Origin of the sequence: Pseudomonas sp. C2B4 (assembly GCF_013359695.1) — a bacterium.
Lineage (GTDB): Bacteria > Pseudomonadota > Gammaproteobacteria > Pseudomonadales > Pseudomonadaceae > Aquipseudomonas.
The window spans coordinates 96,822-117,064 of record NZ_JABFMU010000002.1 but is presented as its reverse complement, the minus strand read 5'-3'; the positions used below and the strand labels follow the sequence as shown (position 1 = coordinate 117,064).

Here is a 20,243-nt window from a genome sequence, read left to right as displayed (position 1 = left end):
AGGAAAACATCGAGATGAGCGAATACTCCCTTTTCACCTCCGAGTCCGTGTCTGAAGGGCATCCGGACAAAATCGCCGACCAGATTTCTGATGCGGTGCTGGACGCCATCATTGCTGAAGACAAGTTCGCCCGTGTGGCGTGCGAGACTCTGGTGAAAACGGGCGTGGCAATCATCGCCGGCGAAGTCACCACTTCGGCCTGGGTTGACCTGGAGCAGATCGTACGTGACGTGATCACCGACATCGGCTACACCAGCTCCAACGTCGGTTTCGACGGCGCGACCTGCGGCGTGATGAACATCATCGGCAAGCAGTCCCCTGACATCAACCAGGGTGTCGACCGTGCCAAGCCTGAAGATCAGGGTGCCGGCGACCAAGGCCTGATGTTCGGCTACGCCAGCAACGAAACCGACGTGCTGATGCCTGCACCGATCACGTTCTCGCACCAGCTTGTGCAAAGGCAAGCCGAAGCCCGTAAATCCGGCCTGCTGCCTTGGCTGCGTCCGGATGCCAAGTCGCAAGTCACCTGCCGTTACGAAAACGGCAAAGTTGTCGGTATCGATGCGGTGGTCCTGTCGACCCAGCACAACCCGGAAGTGTCGTACACCGACCTGCGCGAAGGCGTGATGGAGCTGATCGTCAAGCACGTGCTGCCTGCCGAATTGCTGTCCAAGGACACCCAGTTCCACATCAACCCGACTGGCCAGTTCATCATCGGTGGCCCGGTGGGTGACTGCGGCCTGACCGGTCGCAAGATCATCGTCGACAGCTACGGCGGCATGGCCCGTCACGGCGGTGGCGCTTTCTCCGGCAAGGATCCATCGAAGGTTGACCGTTCGGCTGCTTACGCCGGTCGTTACGTGGCCAAGAACATCGTCGCCGCCGGCCTGGCCGAGCGTTGCGAGATCCAGGTGTCCTACGCCATCGGTGTCGCTCAACCGACTTCGATCTCGCTGAACACCTTCGGCACCGGCAAGATCAGCGATGACAAGATCATCAAACTGGTCCGCGAAGTGTTCGACCTGCGTCCATACGCAATCACCAAGATGCTCGACCTGCTGCACCCGATGTATCAGGAAACCGCGGCATACGGCCACTTCGGTCGCATCCCGGGCACCAAAACTGTCGGTGACGACACCTTCACCACGTTCACCTGGGAAAAAACCGACCGCGCCGACGCCCTGCGTTCCGCTGCCGGCCTGTAAGCCTTTCCCGGCTGTACCAAAAGCCCCGCACGGTTTGCCGTGCGGGGCTTTTTATTGCCTGCGCCAAGACCACGTCGCCCCCTTCGCGAGCAAGCTCGCTCCCACAAGTGATCTGCGGTGTTCAGAAGATCTACTGTGGGAGCGAGCCTGCTCGCGAAGAGGCCGGCCCAGCCAGCAAAAACATTCAGCAAAACACCCTCCCGTTACGCCTGAAAAACTGACCTAGCCTTGATTCATCCCCATGAGCAAGGACGCTCACGATGCCCTTCACCCTGCGCCTGTTGTTCACCGGCCTCCTCGCCTTCGTCAGCCAGAACGCCAACGCCACCCAATGCCCCGACTGGCCACCCGAACGCGCCTCGAACGAAATCACCGCACTGCAAAACCAGATCGACACCTGGGACGATGACTATCACCGCAAAGGAAGATCCCCGGTCGCCGATGAACTCTACGACCAGTCCCGCGTACGACTTGCCGACTGGCGCCAGTGCTTCAATACCGGGGCGCCCACAAATCCTTTACGCACTGCACGCGGCACCATTGCCCACCCCATCGCCCACACCGGACTGGAAAAGCTCCACGATGAACAAGCCGTCGAACGCTGGCTGCGCAATCGTACGGATGTCTGGGCGCAACCCAAGGTGGACGGCGTCGCCGTCACCCTGATTTACCGCAACGGCTTGCTGACCCAGGCAATCAGTCGCGGCGACGGGTCGCACGGCCAGGACTGGACAGCGGCGGCCCGCCAGATCGCCGCCATCCCCCAACAACTGTCGCAGTCCCTGGACCTGCTGGTGCAAGGCGAACTCTACTGGCGCCTGCCTGAGCACGTGCAGGCCCGGGCCGGCAGCCTCAAAGCCCGAGCCACGGTCGCGGGCTTGATGAATCGCAAGACGTTGAGCGTGGAGCAAGTCACCGGGATCGGCCTGTTTGCCTGGGACTGGCCACAAGGCCCGGCGAGCTTGCCGGAACGCGCCGCGACATTGAATGAACTGGGGTTTCCCGACACCGCCGGGTTCAGCCAACCGATCAACACCATGGCCGATGCGCAGCACTGGCGTGATCACTGGTATCGCTCGCCCCTGCCGTTTGCCAGCGACGGCATCGTCCTGCGCCAAGGGCAACGCCCGGCCGCCGAGCGCTGGCAAGCCAAGCCGTCCTATTGGAGCGTTGCCTGGAAGTATCCCTACGCCCAGGCACTGGCTGAAGTGCGCAAGGTTCATTTCAAGATAGGCCGAACCGGACGGATCACCCCGGTGCTGGAGCTGACGCCAGTGATGCTCGATGACCGGCAAATCAAACGCGTCAGCGTAAGCTCCCTGCAGCGCTGGCAAATGCTGGACATTCGGCCGGGCGACCAGGTCGCCATCAGCCTGGCTGGCCTGACCATTCCCAGGCTGGACGGTGTCGTGCTGCGCAGCACTGAGCGCCCGACGTTGAATGTGCCGCAGGCAACGGACTTTCATCCGCTAAGCTGCTGGCAGCCGATAGCGGGATGCGAGAGTCAGTTTCTCGCTCGCCTGACCTGGCTCAGTGGCAAACAAGGACTGGCCTTGCCCCATGTCGGCCCTGGCACTTGGGAAAAACTGCTTGAAGCGGGTCATCTTGACGGTCTGCTGGATTGGTTGACCCTCGATGCCCAAGAGCTTGCTAACATTGACGGTTTGGGCGAACGCAGTGCCGCGCGCCTTTGGACCAGTTTCGACAGCGCCCGCCAGCGCCCTTTCACCCGCTGGCTCAAAGCATTGGGCATGCCACCAACAGGCCAGGCACGCCTCGCTGACTCGTGGCAGGAATTGGCGCAACGAGACACAGCACAATGGCAGGCCGAAGCCGGTATCGGCCCGGGACGCGCAGCACAATTGAGCGCATTTTTTCGCGACCCACAGGTTCTGGCCTTGAGTGAAATATTACGGGAGGCAGGGATTGACGGTTTTTAGCGACCAGCAATGCTTTTCTGCCCGGGAACCCTGTAGTTCCGATGGGCTCCAACAAGCCATCGCCGCATCGATCCGATTGCCTTTTGACATGGAGTTTTTATGAAATTTCTTTCACCGCTCGCCCTGTTGACCCTTTGCAGTGTGATGGCCGCCCCGTTGATGGCCGCCGAAGAAGCACCGGGGCTGACCGGCTGCGCTGCCAAGAAACAAGGCATCATCAACCAGATCGAACTGGCCAAATCCCATGGCAATGCCGAGCAACAGGCAGGCCTGGAAAAAGCCCTGAGCGAAATCAGCGCCAACTGCACTGAAGCCTCGCTGAAGAAAGAGCGGGAAAACAAGGTGCTCGACGCCAAGCACGAAGTCAGCAGGCGCCAGGCCGATCTCGACAAAGCCATGAAAAAAGGCGATCCGGAGAAGATCAACAAGCGCAAGGACAAACTCGCCGAGTCCCGCAAGGAATTGCAGGAAGCAGTGGACGAGCTGGACAAATAACAACAGGCAATAAACCAGGATCTTTGGTGTTGCCAGATCAGTCTTCGCGAGCAGGCTCGCTCCCACAGGGGAATGCGATCAATTGTGGGAGCGAGCCTGCTCGCGAAGGCGTCAGACCCGGCGCTGCCTATCAATGATCCCGAAACTCTTTATGACACGCACTACAGGCGTCTTCGACCTTCTGCACCGCCGGCCCCAGGTTGCTGGCCTTGTAGGGTTGAACCTGGCTGGCGGTCACCAATTCACCGGTTGCGGTTTCAAGGGTGCGAGCCATCTCCTGAAAGCGTTCCTGTTTTTGCCAGACTTCGCTCCTGGCACTGGTGTGGTCTTCTTCACGCACCTGCGGGAAGTGCTTCCACGGCTCACGAGACAACGTGTCGAGCTTCACCGCACCGTCGGCGAATTTCGGGCCATCGAACGGAATACGGCCACGCAGCATGCCACCCAGGTCTTCGCCGGTCTTGAGCATTTGCTTGAAAATAGCCTTGCGCTGACCAAGCGGCGAGTTGGGGTCGACACCGCCGCACGCGGACAACGTCAGACAGGCCAGCAATACAACAGTAAGTCTTTTAAGAGTCATGGTGGCTTCAGGTCACGGGAAACGGCGGCCAGTATCCTCGCCTCATCGGCAAACACCAATAGCCCTATTATCAATAAGGGTTGTCTGAGGGCATGGAGCACTCAGGCAACCGGCAAAGGAATCACTCCATGAACAGCCGTATCAAGGCATGGCGTCGCAGCCTGGCCTGGACCCTGCCAATGGTGGCCCTGCTCGCAGGCTGCACCGGTGGCGACAACAAACAACCGAAAACCCATGCCCTGGCGACGTACTCAAGCGCCACATGGGAAGCACTGCCGACGGTGTCCGACAACGACCTCGTCGCCGGTTTCGGTTCATGGCGCAGCGCGTGCACGCGGCTCAAGGCCGACCCGGTCTGGGGCGGCACCTGCGCGGCAGCCGCCAACGTGCCGCAATCCGCCAGCGAGATTCGTGGCTTTCTCAAACAGAACCTTGATGTCTATGGTTTGCGCGCCGCCAACGACAACCCCAACGGCCTGATCACCGGCTACTACGAGCCGGTCTATCCGGGCAGCCTGACCCAGACCGCCACTGCCAACATCCCGGTGTACGGCGTGCCCGAAGACATGATCATCGTTGCCCTGGACAGCATCTACCCGGAACTCAAGGGCAAACGCCTGCGCGGCCGACTTGAAGGTCGAGTACTCAAGCCTTACGACGATGCGGCAACGATTGAAACCAAAGGGGTCAAGGCGCCAGTGGTGGCCTGGTTGACCGACCCGATGAACCTGCAGTTCCTGCAAATCCAGGGCTCGGGTCGCATCCAGCTCGACAGTGGACGCCAGTTGCGTATCGCTTATGCCGACCAGAACGGCCACCCGTATCGACCGATCGGACGCTGGCTGGTGGAACAAGGCGAGCTGAAGAAAGAAGACGTGACCATGGGCACGATCGCAGCCTGGGCCAAGGCCAATCCGTCACGTATTCCGGAACTGCTTGGCAGCAATCCGAGCTACGTGTTTTTTACCCGCAACCCCGACAGCAACGAAGGGCCACGCGGATCATTGAACGTACCACTGACGGCCGGTTACAGTGCGGCGGTGGATCGCAAGGTCATTCCATTGGGCAGTCTGCTGTGGTTATCCACCACCAAACCGGATGGCACAGCACTGGTTAGACCGGTGGCTGCGCAGGACACCGGCGGCGCCATTGCTGGCGAGGTTCGCGCGGATCTGTTCTGGGGCACCGGCGACGCGGCCGGGCAACTGGCCGGGGACATGAAGCAGCAGGGGCAGATCTGGATGCTCTGGCCCAAAGGCGCGGCATTGCCGCAAGTGCCTCAGGTGGCGGATGCAGAGAAGACCAAGCCCTGAGTCAAATGTTGGCCGTTAGTTAGCTTTCGCGAGCAGGCTCGCTCCCACAGGGATCTTCAGTGAACACAAATTCTGTGCATGAAGAAATCCAACTGTGGGAGTGAGCTTGCTCGCGAAGGGGCCCTCATCGGCAATGAAGATTCAGGCTGACACCACAAAAAACGCCACAATCAACCCCATCCCCACAAACCACGCCAGCGACCGCAACGTCGCCCAGTCCGCCAGATAGAAAATGATGTACAGCAGCCGACTGGTAATGAACAACACCGACAACACATTGAGGGTCACCAGTTCGGCATTGCCGACCAGGTGAGCCACGATCACCGCCGCGGCGAACGCCGGGGTCACTTCAAAGCTGTTCAATTGCGCCGCATTTGCGCGCCTGCCCAGTCCGTCCAGCGAATCGAGAAAATCCCGGGGGTCATGGTTGTCTTTCAACCGGAACCCGCCACTGATCTTGGCCACGCCGACACACACATACGGCAGGAAAATCGCAATCAAAATGCACCACAGAGCAACCGTCATAAAGCAGTCCCTTTTTCACGTTACAGAGCAGTCAGAATTTCATCACCAGCATGCCAATCAGCACCAAGCTACAGGCCAAGAGCCGTGGCCTGCCGAAAGGCTCCTTCAGGTAGCGCATGCCGAACAGCACCACCAGAATCACGCTGATCTCGCGCAAGGCCGCCGCTTCGGCAATCGAGCCCAGCTGCATGGCCCACAGCACCAGAGCGTAGCTGAACAACACGCAGAACCCGACCGCCAGCCCCAATCGCCACTGCTCCCGCCAGAACAGCCTGAACGCCGGCCGCTTGCGCACCCAGGCCAGCAACGGGAACGGCCAGGCGCTGAGTAACGTTACCCAGACCAGATAGTCCAGCGGATGCGACCAGCGCCGCAGTGCCTGGCCGTCGATGTAGGTGTAACAACCGATGCACAGGCCGATCAGCGCCACCACCGGCAACATCGACCAGGGAAGGCGCGCACCGCCCCCGCCCTGCCAGAGCAGGCACAGCATGCCGAGCGGAATCAGCAGAATCCCGAAGATCTGCTGATGAGTCAGCGCCTCCCCGGCGAAAATCAATGTCAGCGCCAGCACCACCAGCGGCGACAACCCGCGCATCAGCGGATAGACCAGCCCGAGGTCGCCGACCCGATAGGCCTGAATGAGCAGATAGCGATAAAGCAATTCGAACGTCGCCGAGGCCAGAATCCAGGGCCAGATTTCAACAGGGGGAAGCTCCACGAACGGAAGCATCACGACGACAAACAACATCGCCACGCTATCCATGCACGCCACTACCAGCAACCGTTCGGCGCTGAATTTGATCAGGGTATTCCACGCCGCGTGCAACAGCGCCGCCACTAACACCAAAGCCGTCGCAAGCACGGCACACTCCTTTTGCAGTCCCCACAACACCCCTTGTAGGAGCGAGCCTGCTCGCGATGGACTTCAAGGCAACGCGTTTGTCCAGACAGCCAGCGTCATCGTTGACGACCATCGCGAGCAGGCTCGCCCCCACAAGATGGGTACAGAGAATTGATTCGCGATATGTCAGCAGCTGTTTATACTGCAAGCGACCACGCCGCACTCAGTTGCGCACAGACTAATTCCAATAAAATCCGCCCCTGCCCGCTCTCGTCGAGAACGGTCGTTGGCCTGCGTATGCCTGATCACAGCGTCAAGACTACCGACAGAGACCTTGCGCATGCCACTCGCCTTGCTTGCCCTCGCTGTTGCCGCGTTCGGCATCGGCACCACTGAATTCGTCATCATGGGCCTGCTGCCCGATGTTGCCCGCGACCTCGCGGTCAGCATTCCCCATGCCGGCCTGCTGATCACTGGTTACGCCTTGGGCGTGGTGTTCGGTGCGCCGATCCTGGCGGTCGGTACCGCCAACATGCCGCGCAAAGCCACGCTGCTGGGCATGACCCTGATGTTCATCCTCGGCAACATGCTCTGCGCCCTGGCACCGAACTACGCCACGCTGATGGCCGCCCGGGTGATTACTGCGCTGTGTCACGGCGCATTTTTCGGCATCGGCTCGGTGGTGGCCGCCGGGTTGGTGGCACCCAACAAACGAGCCCAGGCAATCGCCATGATGTTCACCGGCCTGACCCTGGCGAACGTGCTGGGCGTACCGCTGGGTACGGCACTTGGGCAATACGCCGGTTGGCGCTCGACGTTCTGGGCGGTGTCGGTGATCGGTGTGATCGCCGCCATTGCCCAATGGGTCTGGCTGCCGAAAAACATTGCGATGGACAAGGCCAACCTCGCCAGCGAATTCAAGGTACTGGGCAAGATCAACGTACTGCTGGCGCTGGGCATGAGCGTGCTCGCCTCGACCAGCCTGTTCAGCGTGTTCACCTACATCGCACCGATCCTGCAGGACATCACCGGCGTCAGCCCCCATGGCGTGACCATCATGCTGCTGTTGTTCGGCGTGGGCTTGACCGCGGGCAGCATGCTCGGCGGCCGACTGGCGGACAGCCACTTGCTGCCTTCACTGGTCGGCATGGCGTTAGCCGTGGTGCTGGTACTGGCCGCCTTCAGCCAGACCAGCCACTCGGTGATTCCGGCTGCGATTACCTTGGTCTTGTGGGGGATTTTTGCTTTCGCGCTGTGCCCGATCCTGCAATTGCTGATCATCGACCAGGCCCACGAAGCGCCGAACCTGGGATCGACCCTGAACCAGAGTGCGTTCAATCTCGGCAACGCAGCCGGCGCCTGGATCGGCGGCCTGGTGGTGGCCAGCGGTGCGGATCTGGCGGACTTGCCTTGGACGGGCGCGCTGGTGAGCGGGCTGACGGTGCTGACCGCGCTGTTTTTCATCTATCTGCAACGTCGCGGCGCAGCGGCGGTGAATGCACCGATCTGACTACTTTTTGATTTTTTGCGGGTCGGGCACTTCGTCCTGATCCGCCGTGCTTTTTGGCGGCCCGCTCTCACTGCGAATCTGCGCATGGCTGATCAGCGCGAAGATGAAGCTGCCTCCGATGATGTTCCCCACCAACGTGGGACCGGCGAACACCAGCCAGAAATCCTTCCATGGCAATTCACCGGCAAACACCAGGTAGGAAACCTCCAGCGAACCGACCACGATGTGGGTGAAATCCCCCAGCGCCATGAAGTATGTGATGAGGATGATGATCCACATCTTGGCGCTTTCCATGGACGGGATCATCCAGACCATGGTGGCAATCATCCAGCCTGAGATGATGCCCTTGGCGAACATTTTGCTGGCGTCGTTCTCCATGACCTTGCGGCCGATGTCGAGGAAAGCGACATCGGTCTTGCTGTCGAAAATCGGCAGCTCCAGCATCACATAGGCCACCAGCAATGTGCCGCAAAGGTTGCCGAACAACACCACCGACCACAATCGAAGCAATCGACCGAAGTTGCCCAGCGTCGGCTTGCTCATGATCGGCAGCACGGCCGTCAGGGTGTTTTCGGTGAACAGTTGCTGCCGGGCGAGGATCACCGCGAGAAACCCGGCGCAGTAGCCGAAACTGGCAATCACCTTGAAACCCTCCCCATCCGGGAGGCGAGCGCTGAGCAATCCCATGCCCATCAAGGACAAGCCCATCGTCAAGCCGGCGGCCAGGGCGGACCACCAGAGCGCAGCAACACTGCGTTCAAGCTCCTGATCGCCCTGGATACGGATGATTTCGTGCAGCACCGCCGCCCGTGGTGGCTGGCTCTTTTCGACTTCACGCTGCTCTTTGGCAGAGAGGTCGGGGGTCTTGCCGTCTGTTGGCGAGTTCATAGCGTGCGCACCGGAAGCGGGTCATTTAACTACGACCCACGGAGATCATGGCTGTTCAGTAGCCTGATAAATCTCCATTGCTGCATTCGCGAGCAGGCTCGCTCCCACAGAGATTGCGGCTCAATGCGGGAGCGAGCCTGCTCGCGAAGGGAACGCCACCAATCTCACTGAGCGGCGTCATCATCCTTGAACTGGTCCTTGACGTACTTGATCTCGGTACGGCCGTGGGGGGCGGGCAATCCATCTTCGCCAAGGTTGACGAACACCATCTTCTCGACAGTCAGAATGCTCTTGCGGGTGATCTTGTTGCGCACTTCGCACGTCAGGGTGATCGAGGTACGACCGAACTCGGTGGCGGTGATGCCCAGTTCGATGATGTCGCCCTGGCGCGAGGCGCTGACGAAGTTGATTTCGGAAATGTACTTGGTGACGACGCGCTGGTTACCCAGCTGAACAATGGCGTAGATCGCCGCTTCTTCGTCGATCCAGCGTAGAAGACTGCCGCCAAACAGCGTGCCGTTGGGGTTGAGGTCTTCTGGCTTGACCCATTTGCGGGTGTGGAAATTCATGTTCACTCCTGAGCGTCTTGCCGAATGATGGACGGTATCTTGGCAGACCCCGGGCCAGCGCTCTATTCGGCATCTTCTATAGCCACTATTACCGTTCGCACATTGACCGACAGAAACCCTTTGGAAGATCAGCATAGCCCGCTATAATCGCCCCCGTTTCAAAACGGTAACCTCCACAGAGTACCGTTTTCCCGCCACCTGTCCGAGGGGCGCTGCAGCAGGCTAGACCTGTCAGGCTCGGATGGGGCGTTGCCTGGGCTTGATCGGCCCGGCACTAAACGCACAACGGCGCCCATTCGCATACATTACGAATGGAGGCTCTTCATGAGCGCTGTTATCACGCCTGCAGATTTCACCGATTACAAAGTCGCCGACATGTCCCTGGCTGCCTGGGGCCGTCGCGAAACCATCATCGCCGAATCCGAGATGCCAGCCCTGATGGGTCTGCGCCGCAAGTACTCCGAAGAGCAACCGCTCAAGGGCGCGAAGATCCTCGGCTGCATCCACATGACCATTCAGACTGCCGTGCTGATCGAAACCCTGGTTGCCCTGGGTGCCGAAGTACGCTGGTCGTCCTGCAACATTTTCTCGACTCAAGATCAGGCTGCCGCGTCCATCGTCGCTGCCGGCATCCCGGTTTTCGCCTGGAAAGGTGAAACCGAGCAAGAGTACGAGTGGTGCCTGGAGCAAACCATCCTCAAGGATGGCCAGCCTTGGGATGCCAACATGATCCTCGACGACGGCGGCGACCTGACCGAGCTGCTGCACAAGAAGTACCCACAGGTACTGGATCGCGTTCACGGCGTAACCGAAGAGACCACCACTGGCGTTCACCGCCTGCTGGACATGCTGGCCAAGGGCGAACTGAAGATCCCGGCCATCAACGTCAACGACTCGGTCACCAAGAGCAAGAACGACAACAAGTACGGCTGCCGTCACAGCCTGAACGATGCCATCAAGCGCGGCACCGACCACCTGCTGTCCGGCAAGCAAGCGCTGGTCATCGGTTACGGTGACGTGGGCAAGGGCTCCGCTCAGTCCCTGCGCCAGGAAGGCATGATCGTTAAAGTCTCCGAAGTCGACCCGATCTGCGCCATGCAAGCCTGCATGGACGGTTTCGAGCTGGTTTCGCCGTTCATCGACGGGATCAACGACGGCACCGAAGCAAGCATCGACAAGGCGCTGCTGGGCAAGATCGACCTGATCGTGACCACCACCGGCAACGTCAATGTTTGCGATGCGAACATGCTCAAAGCCCTGAAGAAGCGCGCCGTTGTCTGCAACATCGGCCACTTCGACAATGAAATCGACACCGCTTTCATGCGCAAGAACTGGGCATGGGAAGAAGTGAAGCCACAGGTTCACAAGATCCACCGTACCGGTGCTGGCAGCTTCGATCCACAGAACGACGACTACCTGATCCTGCTGGCCGAAGGCCGTCTGGTTAACCTGGGCAACGCCACTGGCCACCCAAGCCGCATCATGGACGGTTCGTTCGCCAACCAGGTTCTGGCGCAGATCTTCCTGTTCGGCCAGAAGTACGCCGACCTGTCGCCAGCCCAGAAAGCCGAGCGCCTGACCGTTGAAGTACTGCCGAAGAAACTCGACGAAGAAGTGGCCCTGGAAATGGTCCGCGGTTTCGGCGGCGTTGTGACCAAACTGACCAAGACCCAGGCCGACTACATCGGCGTGACCGTCGAAGGTCCGTTCAAGCCGCACGCTTACCGCTACTAACAGGCACTGATTGTTCGCTCTCCCTGTGGGAGCGAGCCTGCTCGCGAAGGGGCCATCGCATTCAACATTTGCGCTGGCCGTTAAATCGCTTTCGCGAGCAGGCTCGCTCCCACACGGGACAGCAGCGCCTCGAAGGTTCTTGTTTCCAAGGATATGACCATGTCCCAAGATCGTCGCTACAGCTTCGAGTTCTTCCCTACAAAGACCGATGCTGGGCATGAAAAGCTGCTCGCCACTGCTCGTCAGCTGGCTACCTACAATCCCGACTTCTTCTCCTGCACCTACGGCGCGGGCGGTTCGACACGTGATCGCACCCTCAACACCGTGTTGCAGCTTGAAAGCGAAGTCAAAATTCCTGCCGCACCGCACCTGTCTTGCGTGGGCGACAGCAAGGACGATCTGCGCGGCCTGCTGAGAGAGTACAAAGCGGCCGGCATCAACCGCATCGTTGCACTGCGCGGTGACTTGCCATCGGGCATGGGCATGGCCAGCGGTGAGCTGCGCCACGCCAATGACCTGGTCGAATTCATTCGTGAAGAAACCGGCAATCATTTCCACATCGAAGTGGCCGCCTACCCGGAAATGCACCCGCAAGCGCGCAATTTCGAAGACGATATCGCCAATTTCGTGCGCAAGGCCAACGCTGGCGCCGACAGCGCGATCACCCAGTATTTCTTCAACGCCGACAGCTATTTCTACTTTGTCGACCGTGTGCGGGCGCTGGGTGTGAACATTCCGATCGTGCCGGGCATCATGCCGATCACCAACTACAGCAAACTGGCGCGCTTCTCCGATGCCTGCGGCGCAGAAATCCCGCGCTGGATCCGCAAGCAACTGGAAGCCTACGGCGACGACACCCAAAGCATTCAGCGCTTTGGCGAACAGGTCATCACCGAGATGTGCGAACGCTTGCTGCAGGGTGGCGCACCAGGGCTGCACTTCTACACGCTGAATCAGGCTGAAGCGAGCCTGGCGGTGTGGAACAACCTGAAGTTGCCACGTTAAAAATCGTCAAGGCAAGATCAAAAGATTGCAGCCTGCGAAAGCTCCTACATTGGAATGTGTCATTTCTGTAGGAGCTGTCGCAGGCTGCGATTTTTTGCTTTCAAATGCACTTTTATTGTGCGGCAAGACACGGAGTTAGAGCATCTGCAGCCAGTTTCTGGCTCTTTCCCGTTTCTCGTCGTAATCTCAAGCCCATGTCTTTGATCACGCAGTTAATCGCCGTGTTTGTCTTCACTTGCCTGAGCTTCGCCGCTCGGGGCGAGAAGCTGCGCATTGTCACGGAACCGTGGGCTCCGTATGTCTATGAAGAGAACGGTAAAGCCCTGGGGCTGGACTACGAAACCACGGCGATTGTCTTCAAGCGACTGGGCATTGAGGTGGAATGGCAATTCCTGCCGTGGAAACGTTGCCTGTCGATGCTCGAAACGGGACAGGCCGATGGCGCTCTGGACATTTTCCACAGCGACGAGCGCGACGCGACCCTGCTCTACCCCAGCGAACCGCTTTCGGACGTCCAGTTCGTGATGTTCTATGCCAACGAGCGACCGCACCCGTTCCGTACCCTCGACGAACTGCGCGGCCTGACCATAGGCACCTCACCGGGCTACCTGTACAGCCAGGATTTCAGGGAGTCGACGCTATTCACCCGCGAGCCGGCGCCGAGCCATGAAGCCAACTTCGGCAAACTGGTGCGTGGACGGATCGACCTGTTGATTACCGATCGCCGGGTGGGCCAGCATTTGCTCGACGAGCTGAACATCCGCGACAAGATCACCGAAAACCCGGCCGTTATCAGCCAGCAGAGCCAGTTTCTCGCGGTGCGCCGCAATGCCGGCATGGATTTACTGGTGCAGCGCTTCGGTGCCGAACTCAAACGCTTCAAGCGCGAAGCCGCCTACGCGGAACTGAGCGCTCGTTACGGTGCTGCCCCGGCGAGCGCGACGAATGCTGCAAGTGTCACCGCTACCCATACAAAAACCGTTGAGCAGCAGGAAAGCGGCGCGCAGTGATTGCTCTGTTATACTCCGGCCTTCCCGCCAGGCTCACGCCCGGACGCTCGGAATCGTTCAAGGCATCTCGACCCCGCTACAGCGCAGCTTTTCAGCCCGCGCGAGCGTTCCAGACGAGCTTTCGAAACCCAGCAGGACCGGACGGGATTGCGTCCTCTTAAACGCCATTCGCGCCAGGCAAGACTCCCATTGGGCCAAGCCCTAACTAAAACAGGATTACTCATGTCCTTTGCTTCCCTCGGTCTCTCCGAGGCTTTGGTCCGCGCCATCGAAGATGCGGGCTATACCGAGCCTACTCCGGTGCAACAGCGGGCCATTCCCGCCGTGTTGCAAGGTCGCGACCTGATGGTCGCGGCGCAGACAGGTACTGGTAAAACCGGCGGTTTCGCCCTTCCGATCCTGGAGCGGTTGTTCCCCAACGGTCACCCGGACAAGTCCCAGCGTCACGGCCCGCGCCAACCGCGCGTTCTGGTCCTGACCCCCACTCGCGAACTCGCGGCGCAAGTACACGAAAGCTTCAAGGTCTATGCCCGTGACCTGAAATTCGTCAGTGCCTGCATCTTCGGCGGCGTGGGCATGAACCCTCAGGTTCAGGCCATGTCCCGCGGCGTCGACGTGCTGGTGGCCTGCCCCGGCCGCCTGCTCGATCTCGCCGGCCAAGGCAGCGTCGACCTGTCCCACGTGGAAATCCTCGTGCTGGACGAAGCCGACCGCATGCTCGACATGGGCTTTGTCCATGACGTGAAGAAAGTCCTGGCCCGCCTGCCGGCCAAACGGCAGAACCTGCTGTTCTCGGCGACGTTCTCCAAGGACATCACCGACCTCGCCGGCAAGCTGCTGCACAACCCGGAACGCATCGAAGTCACGCCGCCGAACACCACGGTCGAGCGCATCGAACAACGCGTGTTCCGCCTGCCTGCCAGCCACAAGCGTGCGTTGCTGGCGCACCTGATCACCGCTGGCGCCTGGGAACAGGTACTGGTGTTCACCCGCACCAAGCACGGCGCCAACCGCCTGGCCGAGTACCTGGACAAGCATGGCCTGAGCGCTGTTGCGATCCACGGCAACAAGAGCCAGAACGCCCGGACCAAAGCACTGGCCGACTTCAAGGCCGGTACTGTGCGTATCCTCGTCGCCACCGACATCGCCGCCCGCGGCCTCGACATCGATCAGTTGCCACACGTGGTCAACTTCGAACTGCCGAACGTCGATGAAGACTATGTGCACCGCATCGGCCGTACCGGCCGTGCCGGTCGTTCGGGCGAGGCGATCTCGCTGGTGGCCCCGGACGAAGAAAAACTGCTGAAAAGCATCGAGCGCATGACCAAGCAGAAAATCGCCGATGGCGACCTGATGGGCTTCGATGCCAGCGCCGTGGAAGCTGAAAAACCGGAAGCCCGCGAACGTCCGGACATGCGTAACCCGCGCAATGCCCGTGGCCCGCGCGGTGACGGTCCGAATGGTGGCGGTGGCGGTCGTAAAGACAAAGGCAAGGACAAGGGCAAGGAAAAACCTGCCGGCGAACGCGGTGAGCGCCCTGCTCGCCAGCAAAAGCCACGCGAAGGCAGCCCGGCCCGCGAACAGCGCCAGCCAAGCCAGCCGCCACGCGCCGCCGCTGATCGCGCGCCGGACGAGTTCCTGGACGACGATATCGATAACTTCGGTAACCGCGTCGACTACGTACCGAAGCAGGCTCCAGCTCCCGGTCGTGGTCGCCGTCCAGGTGCACCAGCCCAGGGCGCAGGTTCGGGCGCTCCGCGTGGTGGCAAACCACAAGGTCGTCAGAGTGGTCCGCGCAACAGCGATGGCGCCAGCACCGGCACGCCGCCCGCCAAGCGCACTGGTCCACGCAACGGTGCGCCACGTGACGGCCAGGCCCGTCGCGAAGACTCGCGCAATCGCCGTCCGGCCCGTGACGACCAGTCCCGTTCGGAACCGGCCGTACAGAACCCGCGGGGCAACGCGCCGAAGATCATGCACAAGGAGTCCAAAGCCGATCGCTTCCCGACACCTGAGCAACTGGATCAACTGCCAACCCGTCCTCGCGGCGAAAAACCGGCGTTGCTGACGCGCAATCGCTGAGTTATCGCTGAAATGAAAAATGCCCCGGACTCGAAAGAGCCGGGGCATTTTTTATGACGAATGAGAAAACCTGTGGGAGCGAGCCTGCTCGCGAAAGCGGTCTACCAGTCATTTCCATGTTGATCATGCCGCCGTCTTCGCGAGCAGGCTCGCTCCCACAAGGATTGTTTGATACCGGCAGAGATTATTTGTACGGCAATAAAAAACGCCCGCGCTCTTGAGAGCAGCGGGCGTTTTTTGTCAGGCGCGAAAATTACTTCGCTTTTACACCTTCAAACGACACGTACATTTCAACCGCGTCGGACGATGGGCCCAGGTCCTTCTGCTTGCCGAAGTCGGAACGCTTGAGGTTGAAGGTACCCTCGAAACCGGCACGGTAGCCGCCCCATGGATCCTTGCCTTCACCCAGGAAAGTGGCCTTGACCACGATTGGCTTGGTCACGCCCAGGATGGTCAGGTCGCCGGCCACGTCAGCGGTGTCTTTGCCTGCGGCATTTTTACCGGTTGGCTTGACGCTGGTGGACACGAACGTCGCCTTGGTGCCGTTCAGGAAGTCTTTGCTGGCAATGTGCTTGTCGCGCTCGGCGTTGTTGGTAAACACGCTGGCGGTGTTCACGTTGAACTCGATCTTGCTGGCTTCAGGCTTGGCGGCGTCGAAGCTGAACTTGCCGTCGATGTCTTTGAAAGTACCGGTGATGAAGCTGTAGCCCAGGTGGCTGATCTTGAAGTCAACGAAGGCGTGCTGGCCTTCTTTGTCGACCACGTAGTCAGCGGCCATCGCGTTACCGGCGGACAACAGGGCGGAACCGATTGCCAGAGCGGCCAGAGTCTTTTTCAACATACTTTGTTTTCCTTTGGAGTCGAGGTTGAACTTCAGGCTTTGCGACCCAGCATTCGCTTGAGGGTCACATCGCGATCGATAAAGTGGTGCTTCAATGCTGCCAACGCATGGAGGCCGGAAAAAATTACCAGCACCCACGCCAGCCAGAGGTGAATCACCCCAGCGGTATCTGCCTGGTCCGGTAGTCCGGACACCAGCGCAGGCACTTCAAACAGTCCAAACACCGGAATCCCGACACCTTCTGCGGTGGAAATCAGGTAACCGGCAATCATCACAGCGAACAGACTGAGATACAGGAAGCCATGGCCGAAATGGGCGCCTAGGCGCGTCATGCGGCTGTAGCTGGACAAGGTCGGTGGCGGTGGGCTGATAAAGCGCCACAGCACCCGCAATACCATCACACCCAGCAACACCAGGCCGATGCTCTTGTGCAGATCCGGCGCGTCTTTGCGCCAGGTGCTGTAGTAGTCGAGACCGACCATCCACAACCCCAACGCGAACAGACCGAACACTGCCAGTGCCACGCCCCAGTGCATGACTATGCTGACCAAACCATAGCGGGAAGTAGAGTTACGTAGCTGCATTGCCCAAATCCTGTGAGAACTGCGACCCAAGACTAAAGAGTTATCTATCGAATTAAAGCGGAAAATTTTGCTTTGAAATATCGAGAAATACGATCAAGAGTCTGAAATAGGTGGGTTAAGGCGAGATTAAAAGACCATTGGGTGCCAAAGAATGTAGCCCAACCCAAGAACACCTCCACCCCAAAATTTATTCGATTCTGTGGGGTGGTTTTCCTTCAGGCGCATAAAACGCGGCCCTTGAGCCGCGTTTTATGCGCCTGAACGCTGGCGAGATCGGTCTTCCGTCAGGCTCCACCTTCACCGCTCCTGAACGCTGGGTGGCTGCCGCTTCCTTCGCTGCTCCACGCCAATCTGTGATGGATGCTATTAAGACAAGCAACAAATATATATCGCCATCTCCACATTAGAACTTGATTACATGAGCACTCATTAATCAAGGTAAAAAAATCATGGCTATTACATACACCCCATTTCAGGCAAGCGGTTCGCATGTGCTGCCCACCAACCAAATGATGTCGGCGGGACAGTACCTCATGTCCGAAAATGGACGATTTCGATTGATATTGCAGACTGACGGGAATCTGGTTATTACCGACAACGGGGCTGTAGTTTGGATTGCGGACACCAACCAAATTTATAGTAAGACCTTATATCAAAAAAGAATGAATCAGAAACTGCAGTTTGTAATCAGCAATAGTGGATTCTTATACGCCCCCTCCAGAAAACGTCTATGGATTGCCGAAAGCACCCACAGCACTGATAAATCACTGTGGTACAACACTTGTATGGTTATTCAAGATGATGGAAATCTGGTCATTTACGATCAACGAACGGGAAATCTGTGCTGGGCTCGCTCTGGATTCGTCCCTGGTCGTATTCCAAAGGCGAAGGAGAGATTCACCAGAGTGCTACCGGATGGTAAAGAGATTTATGAATGGAAATTTTCACTTGGCCCTCTCTAATAGCTACTGGCTGTTGAATACTTGTTAATTTTTGAAGGCTGGAGGTGGATTCAGGCAATCATAATTGTACGGGTCAATCTGACATTTATGAGCCAGTTCATGACCATACCCTTTAGGAAAATACTCGCCGCCTGCACAGCCGGAAAGTGTGATCACCACCATTATTGCCAATAGTGCTTTCATATACTCTCCAAATTTCTTGAAGAGCATAGGTTTGTAGTTCACGCACTAACAATCATTTGCTTCTTGTTATTGCGTGGGAAATATCTGATCTACCGCTAAATCCTGTAAGACGGCAAACGTATGAGCAAAAAAAAGCGCCGCCCTTAAGCCGCGCTTTTTTTTAAGCCTGAACGTTACTGAACCTTGGTCTCAGTGGTCGTTGCGGGCTTGGCTGCTGGCTTCTTCGCCGGCTCAGCCTTTTTCGCCGGGGCCTTGGCCGGGGCTTTCTTGGCCTCGGTCTTGGCTGCTGGTTTCGCTGCAGCTTTGGTCGGTACTTTCTTCGCAGGCTCAGCCTTCACCGGTGCAGCAGGTTTCGGTGCCTCGACCGCAGCAGGTGTTGGTGCCGGCGCTGGAGCCGGAGCAGCAGCCGGGGCTTGAGCAACCGGCTCAGGCGCCTTGACCGGCTCCGGTTTCTTCTCGTCATCCGAACCACCGAACAGATTAGTGAAGAAGTTGCCCTTCTTCGCCGCCACCGCGCCAGCTGCGGCAGCGGCCGCCACTGGAACTGCCTTCGCCGGTTCAAACGACTTGCCCGCTGCCAGGTCTTCGACCTGACTGGCCGCACGCTGACCGGTGCGCAACGCGCCTTCCAGGGTGCCAGGGTACAGGGTGTCAGTGTGTTCGCCAGCAAAGGCTACACGCTGGATCGGACGCTCCCACAGGCGCCAGTATTTGCTGATCTGGCCCGGACCGAAGGCCAGGTAGGCGCCGCCCATCGAAGGGTCGGTGCTGTAGCGACGGATTTCATAGCCGGTAAACGAACCGCGCGCCTGTGGATAAAACGTGTGCAGGCGAATCAGCACCTGGTCGGCCATCTGCTTGTCGCCGAAGGCCTGCATCACCCGGGCGTTGTCGCCGGACAGGTTGATCACCACGTTGGCACCGCCCTTGAGGGCCGGTTCGACCCACAACATGCCCAGGCCGGTGTTGCTGTAGATCTCGCCGGACATCCGCGCCTTGCTTTCCCACACTGGCGTCTTGAACTTCAGCATGATCTGGTCGCGCCAGCCGTAGTTGGTGCCCTTGATCGCAGCCAGGTGCTGGGCATCCAGCGCCGGGGTCATCTGGATTTTGTTCAGGGCGCGCAACGGCACCGCCAGCACCACGTAATCAGCCTGATAGCCGACGCTGCCGGCCTTGACGGTGACACCGTCCTTATCCTGGGTGATGGCCGAAACCGGGGAGCTGGTCTTGATGGTTTTCAGCTGCTTGACGAAGGCCTGGGCCAGCACCGGGCTGCCACCGACCAGGCGCGAAGCGCGCAGATCACGGTCGGAGACGCCACGGTAGACGCGGCTCTGTTGTGCGTAATACAGCAGCGACAGACGCGAAGGCTCGTCGTAGCGGGTGCGGATCTGCTGGTTGACCAGCTGGCGGGCAGTGGCCGGCAGGTTCTGCTTGTCGAGCCAGCTGGACACGTTGATCTGATCCAGCGCGTGCAGGGTGCTGGTGGCTGCCGGGTTTTGCGGGTCATCGATCGAGCGCGCCAGGTCGTCGAGGGTTTTCTCGTAGCGCTTGAGCGCTTCGGCGGTGGCCGGCTCTTTGGTGGCCAGATCAGCAGCGGTGTAATACACGCCGTCGATCAGGTAGCCCGGGGTCCGCACGAATTCAGGGGCCGGCGTGGTGCTCAGCTTGAAGGTCGATACGTACTTGTTCAGGACCGGTTGGGTCTTGTCATTGCCGATCCATTCGCTGGTGGCCATGCCGGAACGACCGCCCAGGGTCGGCTTGGCTTCCAGCAGCGTGACCTGCCAGCCCTTGTTCTGCAGCTCATAAGCGGCCGTAAGGCCCGAAACCCCACCGCCGATCACGATCGCGGTTTTATCCTTGGCCAGCGCAGACACGCTGAACAGCCCCAACATCACCAGCGCACAGGCGCGCAGCCAACCGACAGACATTCAGCGAACTCCGGAAATACAGGAAAAATAGCGGTT

The 20,243-nt window shown here is 59.3% G+C and carries 19 protein-coding genes and 1 riboswitch; of the genes, 10 read left to right on the top strand and 9 right to left on the bottom strand.

Going from position 1 to position 20,243, the window contains the following annotated elements; all coding sequences use genetic code 11:
* Positions 1 to 14 precede the first annotated feature (14 nt).
* From metK to HNQ83_RS02245, 3 genes are all read left to right on the top strand, one after another.
* Positions 15 to 1,205: a methionine adenosyltransferase gene (metK, locus tag HNQ83_RS02255; protein WP_175387466.1), complete on the top strand. Its 1,191-nt coding sequence runs from the start codon at positions 15 to 17 to the stop codon at positions 1,203 to 1,205.
* Positions 1,206 to 1,465: 260 nt separating this feature from the next.
* Entirely contained in the window at positions 1,466 to 3,145 is a 1,680-nt protein-coding gene (gene ligB / locus HNQ83_RS02250) for an NAD-dependent DNA ligase LigB (protein WP_175387465.1), read from the top strand.
* 99 nt (positions 3,146 to 3,244) lie between these two features.
* Positions 3,245 to 3,640, top strand: a complete 396-nt coding sequence (locus tag HNQ83_RS02245) for a DUF1090 domain-containing protein (protein ID WP_175387464.1) — start codon at positions 3,245 to 3,247, stop codon at positions 3,638 to 3,640.
* Between the two features lie 130 nt (positions 3,641 to 3,770).
* Here the strand turns inward: HNQ83_RS02245 and HNQ83_RS02240 are convergent, their stop codons facing one another.
* Positions 3,771 to 4,220, bottom strand: a complete 450-nt coding sequence (locus HNQ83_RS02240) for a cytochrome c (RefSeq protein ID WP_175387463.1) — start codon at positions 4,218 to 4,220, stop codon at positions 3,771 to 3,773.
* A 128-nt stretch (positions 4,221 to 4,348) separates the two neighbouring features.
* Here HNQ83_RS02240 and HNQ83_RS02235 point away from each other — a divergent pair, with 128 nt between their 5' ends.
* The gene (locus HNQ83_RS02235) at positions 4,349 to 5,533 is read left to right on the top strand and encodes a murein transglycosylase A (RefSeq protein WP_175387462.1); all 1,185 of its coding nucleotides are present in this window, start codon (positions 4,349 to 4,351) and stop codon (positions 5,531 to 5,533) included.
* A 141-nt stretch (positions 5,534 to 5,674) separates the two neighbouring features.
* On the opposite strand, the gene HNQ83_RS02230 is transcribed toward HNQ83_RS02235, so the two are convergent.
* Positions 5,675 to 6,058: an MAPEG family protein gene (locus tag HNQ83_RS02230; protein ID WP_175387461.1), complete on the bottom strand. Its 384-nt coding sequence runs from the start codon at positions 6,056 to 6,058 to the stop codon at positions 5,675 to 5,677.
* 31 nt (positions 6,059 to 6,089) lie between these two features.
* Positions 6,090 to 6,923, bottom strand: coding sequence for an EamA family transporter (locus HNQ83_RS02225; RefSeq protein ID WP_175387460.1), 834 nt, complete (start codon positions 6,921 to 6,923; stop codon positions 6,090 to 6,092).
* A 319-nt stretch (positions 6,924 to 7,242) separates the two neighbouring features.
* Here HNQ83_RS02225 and HNQ83_RS02220 point away from each other — a divergent pair, with 319 nt between their 5' ends.
* On the top strand, positions 7,243 to 8,412 hold the full coding sequence (locus HNQ83_RS02220; RefSeq protein ID WP_175387459.1) for an MFS transporter: 1,170 nt from the start codon (positions 7,243 to 7,245) through the stop codon (positions 8,410 to 8,412).
* On the opposite strand, the gene HNQ83_RS02215 is transcribed toward HNQ83_RS02220, so the two are convergent.
* Both HNQ83_RS02215 and HNQ83_RS02210 read right to left on the bottom strand, forming a co-directional pair.
* Positions 8,413 to 9,300 carry a formate/nitrite transporter family protein gene (locus HNQ83_RS02215; protein ID WP_175387458.1) on the bottom strand — a complete coding sequence of 296 codons (888 nt, stop codon included), beginning with the start codon at positions 9,298 to 9,300 and terminating at the stop codon, positions 8,413 to 8,415. It lies immediately after the preceding gene.
* Between the two features lie 164 nt (positions 9,301 to 9,464).
* On the bottom strand, positions 9,465 to 9,869 hold the full coding sequence (locus tag HNQ83_RS02210; protein WP_007994339.1) for an acyl-CoA thioesterase: 405 nt from the start codon (positions 9,867 to 9,869) through the stop codon (positions 9,465 to 9,467).
* Between the two features lie 198 nt (positions 9,870 to 10,067).
* A riboswitch (S-adenosyl-L-homocysteine riboswitch) is annotated at positions 10,068 to 10,170 on the top strand.
* Between the two features lie 23 nt (positions 10,171 to 10,193).
* Between HNQ83_RS02210 and ahcY the strand changes: the two genes are divergently transcribed.
* From ahcY to HNQ83_RS02190, 4 genes are all read left to right on the top strand, one after another.
* Positions 10,194 to 11,603, top strand: coding sequence for an adenosylhomocysteinase (gene ahcY, locus HNQ83_RS02205; RefSeq protein WP_175387457.1), 1,410 nt, complete (start codon positions 10,194 to 10,196; stop codon positions 11,601 to 11,603).
* Between the two features lie 159 nt (positions 11,604 to 11,762).
* Positions 11,763 to 12,608, top strand: a complete 846-nt coding sequence (gene metF / locus HNQ83_RS02200) for a methylenetetrahydrofolate reductase [NAD(P)H] (protein WP_175387456.1) — start codon at positions 11,763 to 11,765, stop codon at positions 12,606 to 12,608.
* Between the two features lie 194 nt (positions 12,609 to 12,802).
* Positions 12,803 to 13,618, top strand: a complete 816-nt coding sequence (locus tag HNQ83_RS02195) for an ABC transporter substrate-binding protein (protein ID WP_175387455.1) — start codon at positions 12,803 to 12,805, stop codon at positions 13,616 to 13,618.
* Positions 13,619 to 13,840: 222 nt separating this feature from the next.
* Positions 13,841 to 15,700 carry a DEAD/DEAH box helicase gene (locus HNQ83_RS02190; protein ID WP_175387454.1) on the top strand — a complete coding sequence of 620 codons (1,860 nt, stop codon included), beginning with the start codon at positions 13,841 to 13,843 and terminating at the stop codon, positions 15,698 to 15,700.
* 253 nt (positions 15,701 to 15,953) lie between these two features.
* Here the strand turns inward: HNQ83_RS02190 and HNQ83_RS02185 are convergent, their stop codons facing one another.
* The gene (locus HNQ83_RS02185; protein WP_175387453.1) at positions 15,954 to 16,541 is read right to left on the bottom strand and encodes a YceI family protein; all 588 of its coding nucleotides are present in this window, start codon (positions 16,539 to 16,541) and stop codon (positions 15,954 to 15,956) included.
* 32 nt (positions 16,542 to 16,573) lie between these two features.
* A complete protein-coding gene (locus tag HNQ83_RS02180; protein WP_175387452.1) occupies positions 16,574 to 17,125 on the bottom strand; it encodes a cytochrome b in 552 nt (183 codons plus the stop codon).
* 449 nt (positions 17,126 to 17,574) lie between these two features.
* Between HNQ83_RS02180 and HNQ83_RS02175 the strand changes: the two genes are divergently transcribed.
* Positions 17,575 to 18,087 (top strand): hypothetical protein, encoded by a 513-nt coding sequence (locus HNQ83_RS02175; RefSeq protein ID WP_175387451.1) that lies wholly within the window; start codon positions 17,575 to 17,577, stop codon positions 18,085 to 18,087.
* A 24-nt stretch (positions 18,088 to 18,111) separates the two neighbouring features.
* Here the strand turns inward: HNQ83_RS02175 and HNQ83_RS02170 are convergent, their stop codons facing one another.
* On the bottom strand, positions 18,112 to 18,312 hold the full coding sequence (locus HNQ83_RS02170; RefSeq protein WP_175387450.1) for a hypothetical protein: 201 nt from the start codon (positions 18,310 to 18,312) through the stop codon (positions 18,112 to 18,114).
* A 131-nt stretch (positions 18,313 to 18,443) separates the two neighbouring features.
* On the bottom strand, positions 18,444 to 20,207 hold the full coding sequence (locus HNQ83_RS02165) for a flavin monoamine oxidase family protein (protein WP_175387449.1): 1,764 nt from the start codon (positions 20,205 to 20,207) through the stop codon (positions 18,444 to 18,446).
* Positions 20,208 to 20,243: the final 36 nt, after the last annotated feature.